Consider the following 14,132-nt stretch of genomic DNA (forward strand, 5'->3'; position numbering starts at 1 on the left):
ATCAAAGAACGGGCCGGAGCATTGCTGCCCCGGCCCGTCCGGTCAATTACATTCGGTCGAGGGAAATCGCCCGCTGGACGATCTCCCGCAAGCCATCAGACGCGCGAAGTCGGGTGAACCCCGCCTTCCTGCGGCTCGAGACCTGCTTCCGCCTGACCTTCGAGACCGTCGTCCTTGATCGTGTCGAGGTGCATCAGCTTCTTGATCAGCGGGCTGACGACCATAACGCCGACACCGATGGCGACGGCATACCAGCCGACCGTCGAGTAGACATCGAGCACCACCTGCTTGCCGGCTTCTTCACCGACACCTTCGCCGCCGGTTGCAGCTGCGATCAGGCCGGCTGCGAAGTTACCGGTGGCCGAGGCAAAGAACCAAGTACCCATGATGAGCGAGGCCATGTGGGCCGGGCTCAGGCGGTTCATTGCCGACAGGCCGACCGGCGAGAGGCAAAGCTCGCCCGTGGTGTGCAGCAGGTAGATGAGGAAGATGAAGATGACCGGCGTCGGCACGTTGATGCCGGCGCTTTCCGCGCCCCAGACGAGGACGAGGAAGCCGAGGCCCACCTGGATCACGGCGAGGCCGAACTTCATCGGCGTGCTGGGCTCGGCGCCCTTGCGCGCCAGCCCCTGCCACAGCATCGCGAAGAAAGGAGCGAGCAGCACGATGTAGATCGCGTTGATCGACTGGAACATCGATGCGTTCACGCCCTGCGTATCGACATGGCGATCGGTGAAGACGTTCAGCGACGAACCCGCCTGCTCGAACAGCGCCCAGAAGACGATCGAGGTCAGGATGAGGAACATGGCGGCAAAGATGCGGTCACGCTCTTCGGGTGCCAGCTTGGTCACGGCGGTGAAAAGCACGTAGAGCACGAGGCCGCCACCGAAGATGCCGAGCACGGTGCCGACCAGTTCCTGATACTGGATAGCGGCCCAGCACAGTGCGACCATAGCAAGGCCCGCGCCGTATATGGCGTATTCCTTGCCGCCCTTGATCTTGGCCGGATCCTTGGGTTCGCCCTGGCCGAGCAGCAGCGGCTTGCCGACCACGAAGAAGATCAGGCCGATGAGCATGCCGATACCGGCAAGACCGAAGCCGTATTCCCAACCATAGGTCTGGCCGAGATAGCCGCAGATGATCGATGCGGTCGCCGCACCGACGTTAATGCCCATGTAGAAGATGGTGTAGGCCGGATCGCGGCGCACGTCGGTGCGCGGATAGAGCTGGCCGACGATGACCGAAATGTTGGCCTTGAGGAAGCCCGAACCCACGATAATGAGGGCAAGTGCCAGCCAGAAGACGTTGATCATCGGATCGGCCTGTCCGCCGGTCCCTTCGAAGGCCATGAAGAAGTGGCCGAAGGTCAGCAGGACTGCGCCGAAGAGGACCGCCTTGCGCTGGCCGATATACTGGTCGGCCAGATAGCCGCCGACAACGGGGGCGATGTAGACTAGCGCGGTATAGGCGCCGTAGATCACGTAGGCCTTGTCTTCTGCGAACATCCAGTGCTGGATGAGGTAGAAAATCAGCAGGGCGCGCATGCCGTAGTAGGAGAAACGCTCCCACATTTCCGCCATGAACAGGAGGAACAGGCCCTTGGGGTGCCCGATAACCTCTTCCTGCGGGCGGGTGATCAGCACCACGCCGCCGATGAGAAATGCTGCCAGTGCGACCACGGCAACCCTGAAAGTCCACATTTCGAACGCTGAGTCGAATGTGAAGAAGACGCCTTCAACCATCCTGATCGATATCCCTTATTGTCCCGAAAGGCCCCGCGATGCGCAGCGCCCCTCCCCGAAGAAGCGCGCACCCTAGCGCCCTCGCACGCAATGTGAAGCATTAGTTACAGGCGAGACCAACTGCCCCGAGAAAGTCGGGAACCTTGCGCGCCGCGCTGTATTATGGCACTGAAGCACTATTCCAGAACCGGGGATTCGCCATGAGCAACCAGTCCAAGCCCGTCTATCTCAAGCTGCGCGACATGATCGCCGCTGCGATCATCGACGGACGCTACGAGGAAGGCGAGATGCTGCCCTCGGTCCGCGCGCTCGCGGCAGAGCAGGGGGCAAACCCGCTGACCGTCGCCAAGGCCTACCAGCAGTTCCAGAACGATGGCCTCGTCGAAGTCCAGCGCGGTGTGGGCATGTATGTCGCCAAGGGCGCCTCGGCCACCCTGCGCCAGCGCGAGCGCGAGGCATTCCTATCCGAAGAGTGGCCCGAAATCCGCACCCGGATGGAGCGCCTCGGCATCGCTCCGGCAGAGCTGCTCGAAGACGCCTGACCCGCCGCGGGACAAGCGGGGAAATGCTCGCTTGCGGGAAACCGCCGTTTCTGGCACAAAATCCAAGCAGCGGGCAGGTTTAGGCTCGCTTACAGGGGTCGTGTATAAAGGTATTTGACTACCGCAATCGCGGCAGTCAGGAGAGCGTGCATGATCCGATCCGAATTGCTCACCGCCATCGCGGAAGACAACCCAGACCTCCGCGCCGAAGAGGTCGAGCAGGTCGTCGACATCTTCTTCGAGGAAATAGCCCAGCGCCTGGCCGAGGGCGGCCGTGTCGAACTGCGCGGCTTCGGTGCTTTCTCGACTCGCGAACGTGACGCGCGGCAGGGCCGCAACCCGCGCACCGGCGAAGTGGTCGACGTGCCGGCCAAGCGCGTGCCCTATTTCAAGCCGGGCAAGGAAATCCGCGAGCGCCTCAACGAGAACTGAGCTTCGCGCCTGCGCGAAACGCGCTTCGGCGATTGCAGCCATTCCAATCAATGACTAGGCACACCCGTGCATCGGGCGGGTGTGGCGGAATGGTAGACGCCGGGGACTTAAAATCCCCTGTCCCTTGGACGTGTGGGTTCGAGTCCCACCACCCGCACCATGCATCCCCGGTGCTGCATCAGCCCCGCCCCGAGGGCTTTATCCCCGTGTTAACACCTACCTCGATAATAGAGGCACCTAAGGGGACGCACGTTCAAGACGTCAGCAAGCGGTGCGCAAGTTGCCGCTGTTCTTGGGGATACGAAGAGACATGGATTATTCCGCTACGCTGAATGCGGACAGCACGAGTGACCACGATCCAGTCGAGCAGCGCGGTGCGCCGCGATACGCCTCGCTTATCCGGGCGGCAAAGCTGGTCTGCGGGCAGGGCGAGTTCATCTGCGTGATCCGCGATGTCTCTGCGACCGGCGTTTCGCTGCGCACATTTCATGCGCTGCCGCAGGATCAGCAGATCGCGCTCGAACTGCAAAACGGCGAGGCCTACGATATCGAGGAAGTACGCCGCGAGGGGTTCGAGGCGAGCTATCGCTTCAAGGACGAGATCGAGGTCGAAAAGCTGATTCAGGAAACCTGGAATTTTCCCAAGCGCCAGCTACGTCTCAACATCGCGCTTCCGTTGACTATCTCCTCGCTCAGCGGTTCGGGCGATGCGACGACGGTAAACCTTTCGCAGCAGGGTGCACGCGTGGAATGCGATGCAGCCTTCGCGATCGACCAAACGCTCAAGGTGACCGGTTCCGCCTTCCCCGACACGCGGGCCAAGGTGCGCTGGCGGCGCGATTCCCATTACGGGCTCGTGTTCGACAACACGCTCTCGCTGCGCCAGTTCGCGCTGCTTGCCGCGAGTGTGCAGTGCCCTTCGATGCTGGACGACATGCCGGCCTGACCGCCTTTTTGCGGGGCGCATTAAACACCTTTTAACCAATATCCTTCACCTCCGGATCAACAAACATTTCGGGGGTATTCATGGGTACGACCAACAATCCGCTCAAAGTCGATGTCGCAATCATCGGGGCGGGTCCCGCCGGTCTCACGGCCGGTTATTTGCTGACCAAGCAGGGCAAGACGGTTGCCATCGTCGAAAAGGACGAGACCTATGTCGGTGGAATCAGCCGCACGGTCGAACATGAAGGCTACCGCTTCGACATCGGCGGCCACCGCTTCTTCTCGAAGAGCCAGCAGGTCGTCGACCTGTGGAACGAGATCCTCGGCGAGGACGATTTCATCCAGCGCCCGCGCATGAGCCGCATCTATTACGAGGGCAAGTTCTACAGCTATCCGCTGCGTGCCTTCGAAGCGCTGTGGAACCTCGGCATCCTGCGCTCGACCGTCTGCATGGCGAGCTATCTCCAGTACAAGCTCTTCCCCAAAAAGGACGTGAAGAGCTTCGAGGACTGGACCACCAACCAGTTCGGCCACAAGCTCTATTCGATCTTCTTCAAGACCTACACCGAGAAGGTGTGGGGCATGCCCTGCGACGAGATGAGCGCCGACTGGGCAGCCCAGCGCATCAAGGGTCTCTCACTCTGGGGTGCAGTGGTCGATGGCCTGAAGCGTAGCCTCGGCCTCAACAAGAAACCGAATGACGGGCAAGCGGTGAAGACGCTGCTCGAAACCTTCCGCTACCCGCGCCTCGGCCCCGGCATGATGTGGGAAGCTGCCCGCGACAAGATCCTCGCCACCGGTAAGGGCCAGCTGTTCATGGGCCATGCGCTCAGACAGCTTTCGGCCGATGCCAAGGGCGGCTGGCGCATGAGCGCGAGCGGTCCGGATGGCGATATCCTGATCGAAGCCGATCACGCGATCAGCAGTGCGCCGATGCGCGAACTGTCGAAGCGCCTCCACCCGCTGCCGCAGAGCACGCTGCAGGCGAACGACCTCAAGTATCGCGACTTCCTGACGGTTGCGCTGATGGTCGAGGGCGAAGACCTTTTCCCGGATAACTGGATCTACATCCACGACAGCAAGGTGAAGGTTGGCCGCGTGCAGAACTTCCGCAGCTGGTCGCCGGAAATGATCCCGGACGAAGACATGGCCTGCGTCGGTCTCGAATACTTCTGCTTCGAAGGCGACGGCCTGTGGTCGATGGACGACGACGACCTCGTCAAGCTCGCCACCGACGAGATGGAAATTCTGGGCCTCGTCGACCGCAAGAAGGTCAAGTCGGGCGCAGTGGTCCGCCAGGAAAAGGCCTATCCGGTCTATGACGAGGACTATGCCGCCAATGTCGATGCGATGCGCATCGAGCTGGAGGAAAGGCATCCGACGCTGCACCTCGTGGGCCGCAACGGCATGCACCGCTACAACAACCAGGACCACGCGATGATGACCGCCATGCTGACGGTCGAGAACATCATCGCAGGCGAGCGTGTCTACGACACTTGGTGCGTCAACGAGGACGCCGAATATCACGAAGCTGGCAACGAGGGTGCTGAACACACTCTGCCCAACCGCCAGCTGACGGAGGACCAGGCCGCCGCGCTCAACTCGGTTCGCGATGTTCCGACCAAGGTCGAGCCCAAGGACCGCGAGGCCGCCTGAGGCTGAGCGCGAGAGGGGGCAGGCATGAGCAAGGTTCTTTCCCGGCTGCAGCGGATCCGCTTGCTGCGATACGGCCTTGCCAGCGTCGCAGCGCTTGCTGTCGACATGGGGCTGTTCCTTGCCCTGCTCGCATTCGCGGTTCCCGCCGCTGCCGGTTCGGCGCTTGCCTATTCGGCCGGCATTCTCACCCACTGGCTGATCTCGAGCCGCGCCGTTTTCGCCGATACCGTAGCCGAGCGCGGGCCGGAGCGCACGCGCCAGAAGGCACTGTTCGTCGGGTCGGCGCTTGTCGGCCTCGCCCTTACCACCGCTATCGTAGGTATCGGCGAGATCGCCGGTATCGACCCGCGGCTGGCCAAGCTATTCGCCATCGGCGTGAGCTTTGCCGCTACATGGCTATTGCGCAGCCGCGTCGTCTTCCGCTCTAACGCCTGACATGGCTTACGATCGGCGCGAGCGCCTCGGAGAATTCCCTGCTGTGCAGCTGCTCCTTGCATGGGCGGCAGTGAGCGCGATCCTGTTCCTTGCCGGCCTCGGCAGGCTTGCCCAGGGCCAGTTTCCCGACCCCGACGATGTGCTGAGGCTCGTGCAGGTGCGCGACCTGCTCGCCGGGCAGGAATGGTTCGACACCACGCAATACCGCATCGATCCGCCCGCCGGTACCGCGATGCACTGGACGCGGCTGGTCGATCTCCCCCTCGCGCTCGTGATCGGCGGACTCACCCCGCTGATCGGGCAGGCTGCAGCCGAGACCGTCGCACTCGTGGCCGTTCCGCTCCTGACCTTCGGCCTCGCGGCATTTGCCATCGGCCGCCTCGCATGGCGCATGCTCGGTGCGCGCGCAGCGATCTTTGCCGTGCTTGCCTGCGGCTTCCTCCCGGCCCTCCTGTTCCAGTTCCGCCCGATGCGGATCGATCATCACGGCTGGCAGATCGTCAGCGTCGCCTTCGCGCTCTGGGCGATCAGCTGGCGCGACACGCGCAAGGGCGGCTGGGTTGCCGGCCTCGCCATGGCATTCGGCCTCAGCATCTCGCTTGAGATCCTCCCGCTCGCCGGCGCATTCGGCGCGATCCTGTTTTCGCGCTGGTGGCTCGATCACGCGCAGCGCGGCTGGTTGGTCGCCTATATGCAGGCGCTGTCGGGCGGTCTCGTGGTCTTCTATCTCGCGACGCGCGGGCCTGCCGCGTGGACGCAATATTGCGACGCGATCTCTCCTGCGCATCTGGGCTTCTTCCTCACCGCCGCACTCGGCACCTGGACCCTCGCCAAGACGACGAAGCTGCGCGGCTTCGGACTGATCGTGCTCTTCTCGATTGTAGGCGCAGCGGCATTGGCCGTCTTTGCGATGTCTTCCCCTACCTGCCTTACCACGCCTTTCGCGGCACTCGACCCGGCAGTGGACGCGCTGTGGTATCGCCGCGTGCTCGAGGGCCAGCCTCTGTGGTCGCAGGAGATCGGCACCATCGTTCCCGCGATCATCCAGATGCTCGCTGCAATCGGCGCCACCATCGCGATCCGCGCGCGCTCGATCGACTGGGTGCGCGGCTGGTGGACCGAATACCTGCTGCTGCTCGTGATGGTGAATGTCGCCGCGCTGCTGGTCGTGCGTTCGCTCGGCCTCGCCTCGATCATCGCCGCGATCCCACTCGGCTGGCTGGCGGCGAGCCTGCTCGACCGCGTACGCCGCGAGAAGGCGATCGTCGCGCGGGTTCTATCCGTCCTCGCGCTGGTCCTCCTGCTCGCGCCGATGACGCCGGTAACGCTCTCCAAGCTTGTGGCACCGCAGACAGGCGGCGAAGGGAACACGACTGCCAAGGTGCAGGAAGCACGCTGCGCCATCCGCGACCAGGCCGAAAGGCTCGGCAGGCTTCCGCAGGGCACGGTCTTCGCACCCCTCGATATCGGGCCGACCATCCTCCTGAAAAGCCACCACAGCGTGATCGCCACCGGCCATCACCGTGCGAACGATGCAATGGCCGATGTCATACATGCCTTCACGAAAGAGCCCGGGGAGGCTCGCGAGATCGTGGCGGAACATGATGCCGATTATCTCGCCTTGTGCAGCGATTTGGCCGAGGCGAACCTGTTTGCCACGACCGCGCCCGACGGGCTTGCGGCAGAGCTGCTCGCGGGCAATCCGCCTGCATGGCTGGAACCGGTCGACCTTGGCGGACCGAAGGAATTCCTGGTCTACCGCATCGCCGACTAGGCGGGGATGAAGTCCAGCGCGAGGCCGTTGATGCAATGGCGCTTGCCGGTCGGTTTCGGTCCATCATTGAAGATGTGCCCCAAGTGCCCGCCACAATCCGCGCAGTGCACTTCGGTGCGAGGATAACCGATCTTGTAGTCGGTGCTGGTGCCCACCGCACCCGTGTCGATCGCCTGCCAGAAACTGGGCCAACCGGTGCGCGAATCATATTTGGCTTTCGAGCTGTAGAGCCGGTTGCCGCAGCCCGCGCACACGAAAGTGCCTGCGCGCTTCTCGTCATTGAGCGGCGATGTATAGGGGCGCTCGGTCCCTGCTTCGCGCAAGATGTAGAACTCGTCCCTCGTCAGCTTCTTGCGCCACTGCGCCTCGCTGAGCGAAATCGGATAGTCCCTTGCTTGCGCCTCGTTCGATCCGCATGCGGCAAGCGCCGTCGCGGCGACGCCTGACCCAAGCAGGCCAAGGAAGGCGCGCCTGTTTTCTCGAATATCGTGCATGTCTCTACCCATAGGCTGTTGCCTATGAATACGCGCGAAACGGCGAAAAGGTTACGCCTCAGAACTCGGTGATCTCGACTTCCAGCTTGCGGAAGCCGTGCACGAAGTTCGCCCGGACCCGCTCCACGTCGCCTGCCAGGTGCACGCGCATGCGGCGCTTGTGCATTTCCTCGAGCAGGATGCGCAGCTGCAGTTCGGCAAGGCGCGCACCGACGCAGCGGTGGATGCCGTAGCCGAAAGCGATGTGCCGGCGCGCATTCTCGCGCTCGATGTCGAGCTTGTCGGGGTTCTCGAAGACCTGTTCGTCGCGGTTCGCGCTCAAGTACCAGAGAACGACCTTGTCGCCTTTCTTGATCTTCTGGCCGAAGACTTCGGTATCCTCGGTGCAGGTGCGGCGCATGTGCGCGAGCGGGGTCTGCATGCGCAGGATTTCCTGCACCGCGTTCGGGATCAGCTCGGGCTTCTGCTCGAACAGCTTGCGCTGGTCGGGGTTCTTGTCGAGCTGGTAGATAATCCCGCTCATCGAGTTGCGGGTGGTGTCGTTGCCGCCCACGATCAGCAGCACGAGATTGCCCATGAATTCCTCGGGGCGCATCTGGTTCATCGCCTCGGAGTGGATCATCATCGAGATGAGATCGTCACCCGGCTCCTTGTCGTGCGTGCGCTCGATCCAGAGCGACTGAAAATAGGCTGCCATCTCGTGGAGGAAGCCCCAGCGCATTTCGTCGAGCTCGCGCACCGTGGCGAGCTCAGTGTCGCCCGACCAGTCGGACCAGAAGGTTAGCAGGCGGCGGTCTTCCCAGGGGAAGCCGAAGAGGATCGCAAGCATGCCCGTGGTGAGCTCGATCGAGACCTTGTCGACCCAGTCGAAGACTTCTCCGCGCGGCAGGCTGTCGAGCAGTTCTCCGGTGCGCTGGCGGATTTCGCCTTCCATCTCGGCCATGCCGGAGGGCGTGAACTTGGGCGCGACGGTGCGGCGCTGGCCGGTGTGTTCGGGGCGATCCATTGCGATGAACATCGGCAGCTCGCGGCGGTCTACACCGCTTTCGGCAATCTCTTCCTCGCTCAGCCGGTTGAGAATGGTGATGCCGCCATGCTCCCAGCTCGACGAGAAGACTTCGGGCAGCGCCTCGATATGCTGGATCGCCTTGTGCTGGACGACCGCCCAGTACGGGCCGAAGGGGCTGTCGGGAATGTAATGGAGCGGCCCTGCCTCGCGCATCTCCTTGAAGATCGGATGCCAGGTATTCTCGGCATAGATGTCGCTGCGGCTCACATCCCACTTGTGGGTGTGCTGCAGGCGCTCTTCGGGATGTTCCTCGAAATGCTTCTTGAGCGCTTCGTAGGCGGTGGGGCTCGAACGGACTTCGGGCCGCTGCGGGGCGATGGTGGCCATGTTTCTCTCCCGGGGGCGACTCCATCAAGGGCCGCCTCTCTCTGCTCGCATCCTGCCGCAACTGACAGTCGTGTCAATAGTGCGTTGCAAAAACGAACCTAATCGCCTGCCTTGGCGGGAGATTGGATGGAGGCGACGCGAATTCGCGTTAGGACGAGGCCGCGCCTCCGACATGGCCCTTAACTGCACGGCCGCCTTTGCCCGATTTCATCACGCGGCGGCGGAACAGCGTCGCGCCGGCCTTGATGAAGATGGCGACGCAGATCCCTTGCCAGACCAGCGCCACGAGATGCGGCCAAATTTCCGGCGACTGGGCCGCGCGCGCCAGCATAGCGAAGGGTGAAGACAGCGGGAAGACGGCTGCGAACAGCTCGAGCGGCGTGCCTGGCGAGGTCATCGCGTATGCCGCGAGGAAGAACACCAGCAGCTGCGCCATCGTGACCGGCATGGAGAGCGTCTGCACCTCGCGCACGGTCGTCGCCATGCCGCCGATGGTCAGGAACAGCGATCCCAGCAGCAGGTAACCCATCGCGAAATACGCAACGCCCAGCAGGACGAAGAGCGGCCAGCCGAGCGCCGGTTCGGGCATGTTTGGCACGGCATCGCCCGCGAGCGCGAAGATCGCACCGCCGAATGCGCCCCAGACGGCAATGCCGACAAAGCTCACGCCGAGCATGGCGAAGAGCTTGCCGAAGAACACCGCGTCCATCGGAATTGCTGCGGCGAGCACCTCGATGACCTTGTTGGCTTTCTCCTCGACGAGGTTCGACAGGACCATGCCTGCCAGCAGCATCATGAGGAGGAAGAGCAGGAGCTGGCCTGCCTGCGCGGTCTTGATCCGCTCCGAGCGCTCGGCTGCGGCGCTGCTTGCCAGAGGACGTTCCTCGATCTCGGGAAACTCGGTCGGAGCCGAGCCGTTCGCCATGGCTGCAAGGAGCGAAACCGCGCCCTCCCAGCGATGGATCTGAACGTGCGGACCGGTGAGGATCGGGCGCTCGAGGTCGCCCGTTACCACCACTGCATAGTTTGAGCGGGTGAGGATCTCTTCCGCCGAGAGGTCCTCCTCGCCTTCGCTCTCGACCGCTTCGAACTCGGGTATGCCGACCATTGTCTTCGTCGCCACTTCGCGCGCTTCGAGGATCGCGGCATTGTTCTCCGCCGACATGGCGAGCGCGACCGTGTTGACCAGCGTCTCGCGCTGGACCTGTCCGCCGATCCCGCCGGCAAGCCCGCCGACGATGATCGGGAAGAGCGGGCCGAGCAGGAAGAAGAAGAAGGCGCGACTGAACAGGATCGCCTTGAAGTCGCGGCGCGCCACGACCCATGCAGCCTGCAGGAGCGAGAGGCGCGAGGCCTGGTCGGAACTCTTCATCGCACGTCCTCCGCTGCATCATCTTCGAGCGCGCGCGCTGCGGCCTCGCCCGCGATTTCGACGAACGCATCATGAAGGCCGGCACGCTCGATCGAGAGCGAGAGGATGCCCGCCTCGCCATCAATGAGCCGCTTGAGAAGTGCCTCGATCCCGCCTTCTGGAATGGGGAAGTACCAGAAGTGTCCGCTGCCTTCCTTGGCATCGTGGCGCGTGTCTTCGGGAAGCGCGCTGCGCCATTCGCCGTCCGCATTGCGCGTCTCGAGACGCACCTGCGCGGGGATGCGATCACGCGCGGCATCGACCGACCCGGCATAGGGCACGCGGCCACCGGCGATGATCGCGACATCGTTGCACAGCCGTTCGGCGTGATGGATCACGTGGGTCGAGAAGATCACGGTCGTACCTTCTTTCGCAAGGTCGCGGATCATCACTTCAAGCTTGCCCTGGTTGATCGCGTCGAGGCCGCTGAAGGGTTCGTCGAACACCACCAGTTTCGGCCGGTGGACGAGCGTGCCGAGCAGTTGCACGGTCTGCGCCATGCCCTTCGACAGCTGGCGGATCTGGCGGTCGATCGCATGGCCGAGGCCGTGGTTTTCCATCAGCTCACGCCCGCGTTTCTTGCCCTCGTCGAGCGGGAGCCCGCGCAGTGCGCCCATGAATGCGATCGCATCGTCGCATTTCATCGCCGGATAGAGACCGCGTTCTTCGGGCAGGTAGCCGATCCACTTGGCGATCTCGTGCGGGCGGTCATGGCCGAAGACGCGGCGCACGCCCTCGTCGGGATCGATGATGCCCAGCAGCATGCGCAGCGTGGTCGTCTTGCCCGCGCCATTGGGGCCGAGGATGCCGTAGATCGCTCCTTCGGGAACGGAGATGTCGACCCCGTCCACGGCGAGCGTATCGTCGAAGCGTTTCACCAGCCCGCGCGCCTCGATGGCGAGCGGACGGTTGTAATCCTGCGAATTTGGCGACATCGCACCCGTCTCGGTCAACATAGGCCGACGAGTTAACCGTGCGATGTGAACGGGAGCAACAGCAAGTTTGGTTAAAGCCGTCTCACCAGACGAACTGCAGGAGGCCCTGAGAGCCGAGGCGAAGGCGCTCGGCTTCGCTGCCTGCGGCTTTACCGGGGCGGGCGAGGAACCCTTGCGCGCCGAGCGGTTCGAGCAATGGCTCGGCGAGGGCCGTCACGCATCGATGGAGTGGATGGAGAGCCGCAAGGCGCAGCGTGCCAGCCCGCAGGGTCTCTGGCCGGAGGCGAAAAGCGTGATCGCCTTGGGCATGAGCTACGCGCCCGATGTCGACCCGCTAGCGCTCGAAGAGCATCCCGACAAGGCGCGGATCTCCGTCTATGCGCATGGACGCGACTATCACGACGTGGTCAAGAAGGCGCTGAAGGCGCTTGCCCGCTGGCTCATCGCGGAGGCGCCTGAAAGCGAGCTCAAGGTCTTCGTCGACACCGCCCCGGTCATGGAAAAGCCGCTCGGCGAGGCCGCGGGGATCGGCTGGCAGGGCAAGCACACCAATCTCGTGAGCCGCGAGCACGGCAGCTGGCTGTTTCTCGGCGCGATCTATTCGACGATACCCTTCGCGCCCGACGCGCCGCATCGCGACATGTGCGGATCGTGCCGTGCCTGCCAGGACGCCTGCCCGACCGACGCTTTCCCTTCCGCCTACCGGCTCGATGCGCGGCGGTGCATTTCCTACCTTACGATCGAGCACAAGGGGCCGATACCGGAGGAATTCCGCAAACCGCTCGGCAACCGCATCTACGGCTGCGACGATTGCCTCGCGGTGTGCCCGTGGAACAAGTTCGCCGATGCCGCGCACCGGCACATGAAGCTCGCGCCGCGCGGGGAACTGATTGCCCCGCCGCTATCCGACTTCCTTGCCTTCGACGATGCGGGCTTCCGGCAATTCTTTTCCGGCTCGCCCATCAAGCGCATCGGTCGCGACCGCTTCGTGAGAAATTGCCTCTATGCCGCAGGGAACAGCGGCGACGTTTCATTGACGAAGCAGGTGGAGGCCCTTCGGAGCGACCCCGATCCGGTGGTGGCGGAGGCAGCCGACTGGGCAGCCGCGCGGCTTCTCAGCCCATCTCCTTGAGCGGCACTTCGGTGTCCGCCAAAAGGTCCGGATCGACTTCGGCGCGGCCCATCACCAGCTTGCGTCCCTGCGCATAGTCGCGAGTGTTGTTGACGCAGTCGAGCGCGATCACCGTGCCCTCGCGCAGGTAGACCAGGCTGAACTTGCGCTCCGCCGGATCGCCGCGCAGCACGGTCTGGTCGTAGCCATTGGCTATGCCGACCGTCTGTAGCCGCAAATCGTACTGGTTCGACCAGAACCACGGCACTGCATCGTAATCCTGCTTGTCCCCCATGATCGCCTTGGCCGCGACACTCGCCATGTCGTTGGCGTTTTGCACCGATTCCAGCCGGATGATGGCATTGTCGGCATAGGGGTTGGGATGCGCGGCGCAGTCGCCGATGGCATAGATATCGTCGAGCGAGGTTCGACAAAACGTGTCCACGTCGACCCCGTTGCTGCCCGCAGCGCCTGCCGCGATCAGCGGGCCGACGGCCGGAACGATGCCGATGCCGACGATGACGATCTCGCAGGCGATGGTCTCGCCGGTCGAAAGCGTGACGCCGGTGACCTTCTCGCCGTCGCCCTCGATCCGCTCGACACCCGTCTCGAGCCGCAGGTCGACGCCGTGGCTGCGATGTTCGGCGGCGTAGAATTCCGAGATTTCGGGTCCCGCGACGCGCGCGAGCACGCGATCCTGCATTTCGACGACGGTCACTTCGCGGTCCATCTTGCGCAGCACGGCCGCCGCCTCGAGCCCGATATAGCCCGCGCCGATGACCACGGCGCGCTGTGCGCCAGCGCCCAGCTCCGCCATCAGCGCGTCGGTATCGCGGCGCGTGCGGATGGTGTGGATGCCTGCCAACTCAGCGCCCGGGCAGCCCAGTCGCCGCGCATCGCCGCCGCCTGCCCAGATGAGCTTGCGATAGCTGACTATCGTGTCGTCAGAGAGCGCGATCGTGTGCTTGACCGGATCGACCTCGTTCGCATTCGCGCCAAGCCGCAGGGTCACATTCCTGTCGGCCCAGAATGCCTCGGGACGGATGAGGATCTTCTCGAAGGGCTTCTCGCCCCCGAGGTATTCCTTCGATAGCGGCGGGCGTTCGTAGGGCGGATTGCGGTCGCGGCTGACCATCAGGATCGAGATCCTCATGGCCTGCCTGGCGCAAGGCTATTGCTGCCTGCGCGCCGCCGTGTCCCGACCCCACGATGACGACGTCATAATGATCCATGGCCACTACGGCTGGCGTCAAACTCGC

General features: G+C 63.6%; 12 protein-coding genes, 1 tRNA gene and 1 pseudogene. 8 read left to right on the forward strand and 6 right to left on the reverse strand.

Annotated elements, in window-relative coordinates; genetic code table 11:
- Positions 1-95: 95 nt before the first annotated feature.
- On the reverse strand, positions 96-1,742 hold the full coding sequence (locus ACZ1G8_RS06465; protein ID WP_472681095.1) for a peptide MFS transporter: 1,647 nt from the start codon (positions 1,740-1,742) through the stop codon (positions 96-98).
- Positions 1,743-1,942: 200 nt separating this feature from the next.
- Here ACZ1G8_RS06465 and ACZ1G8_RS06470 point away from each other — a divergent pair, with 200 nt between their 5' ends.
- The 7 genes from ACZ1G8_RS06470 to ACZ1G8_RS06500 all read left to right on the forward strand — a co-directional run bounded on the left by ACZ1G8_RS06470 (position 1,943) and on the right by ACZ1G8_RS06500 (position 7,526).
- A complete protein-coding gene (locus tag ACZ1G8_RS06470; RefSeq protein ID WP_472681097.1) occupies positions 1,943-2,284 on the forward strand; it encodes a GntR family transcriptional regulator in 342 nt (113 codons plus the stop codon).
- 150 nt (positions 2,285-2,434) lie between these two features.
- Positions 2,435-2,716 (forward strand): integration host factor subunit beta, encoded by a 282-nt coding sequence (locus ACZ1G8_RS06475; RefSeq protein WP_472681099.1) that lies wholly within the window; start codon positions 2,435-2,437, stop codon positions 2,714-2,716.
- 75 nt (positions 2,717-2,791) lie between these two features.
- Positions 2,792-2,876: transfer RNA gene (locus ACZ1G8_RS06480), tRNA-Leu, on the forward strand.
- Positions 2,877-3,026: 150 nt separating this feature from the next.
- On the forward strand, positions 3,027-3,662 hold the full coding sequence (locus ACZ1G8_RS06485) for a PilZ domain-containing protein (protein ID WP_472681101.1): 636 nt from the start codon (positions 3,027-3,029) through the stop codon (positions 3,660-3,662).
- Between the two features lie 80 nt (positions 3,663-3,742).
- Positions 3,743-5,317, forward strand: a complete 1,575-nt coding sequence (locus ACZ1G8_RS06490; RefSeq protein ID WP_472681103.1) for an NAD(P)/FAD-dependent oxidoreductase — start codon at positions 3,743-3,745, stop codon at positions 5,315-5,317.
- Positions 5,318-5,341: 24 nt separating this feature from the next.
- Positions 5,342-5,752, forward strand: coding sequence for a GtrA family protein (locus ACZ1G8_RS06495; RefSeq protein WP_472681105.1), 411 nt, complete (start codon positions 5,342-5,344; stop codon positions 5,750-5,752).
- 1 nt (position 5,753) lies between these two features.
- Positions 5,754-7,526 carry a hypothetical protein gene (locus ACZ1G8_RS06500; RefSeq protein WP_472681107.1) on the forward strand — a complete coding sequence of 591 codons (1,773 nt, stop codon included), beginning with the start codon at positions 5,754-5,756 and terminating at the stop codon, positions 7,524-7,526.
- On the opposite strand, the gene msrB is transcribed toward ACZ1G8_RS06500, so the two are convergent.
- From msrB to ACZ1G8_RS06520, 4 genes are all read right to left on the reverse strand, one after another.
- On the reverse strand, positions 7,523-8,020 hold the full coding sequence (msrB, locus tag ACZ1G8_RS06505) for a peptide-methionine (R)-S-oxide reductase MsrB (RefSeq protein ID WP_472681109.1): 498 nt from the start codon (positions 8,018-8,020) through the stop codon (positions 7,523-7,525). The genes ACZ1G8_RS06500 and msrB overlap by 4 nt on opposite strands.
- Before the next feature lie 58 nt (positions 8,021-8,078).
- Positions 8,079-9,416 (reverse strand): cytochrome P450, encoded by a 1,338-nt coding sequence (locus ACZ1G8_RS06510; protein ID WP_472681111.1) that lies wholly within the window; start codon positions 9,414-9,416, stop codon positions 8,079-8,081.
- A 148-nt stretch (positions 9,417-9,564) separates the two neighbouring features.
- The gene (locus ACZ1G8_RS06515) at positions 9,565-10,788 is read right to left on the reverse strand and encodes an ABC transporter permease (protein WP_472681112.1); all 1,224 of its coding nucleotides are present in this window, start codon (positions 10,786-10,788) and stop codon (positions 9,565-9,567) included.
- The gene (locus tag ACZ1G8_RS06520; RefSeq protein ID WP_472681114.1) at positions 10,785-11,762 is read right to left on the reverse strand and encodes an ABC transporter ATP-binding protein; all 978 of its coding nucleotides are present in this window, start codon (positions 11,760-11,762) and stop codon (positions 10,785-10,787) included. Before ACZ1G8_RS06520 ends, ACZ1G8_RS06515 begins: the two co-directional genes overlap by 4 nt.
- A gap of 67 nt (positions 11,763-11,829) precedes the next feature.
- On the opposite strand from ACZ1G8_RS06520, the gene queG reads away from it, so the two are divergent.
- On the forward strand, positions 11,830-12,894 hold the full coding sequence (queG, locus tag ACZ1G8_RS06525) for a tRNA epoxyqueuosine(34) reductase QueG (protein WP_472681115.1): 1,065 nt from the start codon (positions 11,830-11,832) through the stop codon (positions 12,892-12,894).
- Here queG and ACZ1G8_RS06530 read toward each other — a convergent pair.
- Positions 12,878-14,105, reverse strand: a pseudogene (locus tag ACZ1G8_RS06530) (NAD(P)/FAD-dependent oxidoreductase). The gene queG and the pseudogene ACZ1G8_RS06530 sit on opposite strands and share 17 nt — an antisense overlap.
- Between the last annotated feature and the right edge of the window lie 27 nt (positions 14,106-14,132).

The sequence above is a fragment of the Qipengyuania sp. BR81-2 genome (assembly GCF_055693895.1).

Coding starts and splice junctions, on each gene's coding strand:
- ACZ1G8_RS06515 (WP_472681112.1), bottom strand. CDS start 10,788: ATGAAGAGTTCCGACCAGGCCTCGCGCCTCTCGCTCCTGCAGGCTGCA.
- ACZ1G8_RS06465 (WP_472681095.1), bottom strand. CDS start 1,742: ATGGTTGAAGGCGTCTTCTTCACATTCGACTCAGCGTTCGAAATGTGG.
- ACZ1G8_RS06510 (WP_472681111.1), bottom strand. CDS start 9,416: ATGGCCACCATCGCCCCGCAGCGGCCCGAAGTCCGTTCGAGCCCCACC.
- ACZ1G8_RS06485 (WP_472681101.1), top strand. CDS start 3,027: ATGGATTATTCCGCTACGCTGAATGCGGACAGCACGAGTGACCACGAT.
- ACZ1G8_RS06500 (WP_472681107.1), top strand. CDS start 5,754: ATGGCTTACGATCGGCGCGAGCGCCTCGGAGAATTCCCTGCTGTGCAG.
- ACZ1G8_RS06495 (WP_472681105.1), top strand. CDS start 5,342: ATGAGCAAGGTTCTTTCCCGGCTGCAGCGGATCCGCTTGCTGCGATAC.
- ACZ1G8_RS06470 (WP_472681097.1), top strand. CDS start 1,943: ATGAGCAACCAGTCCAAGCCCGTCTATCTCAAGCTGCGCGACATGATC.
- msrB (WP_472681109.1), bottom strand. CDS start 8,020: ATGCACGATATTCGAGAAAACAGGCGCGCCTTCCTTGGCCTGCTTGGG.
- ACZ1G8_RS06490 (WP_472681103.1), top strand. CDS start 3,743: ATGGGTACGACCAACAATCCGCTCAAAGTCGATGTCGCAATCATCGGG.
- ACZ1G8_RS06475 (WP_472681099.1), top strand. CDS start 2,435: ATGATCCGATCCGAATTGCTCACCGCCATCGCGGAAGACAACCCAGAC.
- ACZ1G8_RS06520 (WP_472681114.1), bottom strand. CDS start 11,762: ATGTCGCCAAATTCGCAGGATTACAACCGTCCGCTCGCCATCGAGGCG.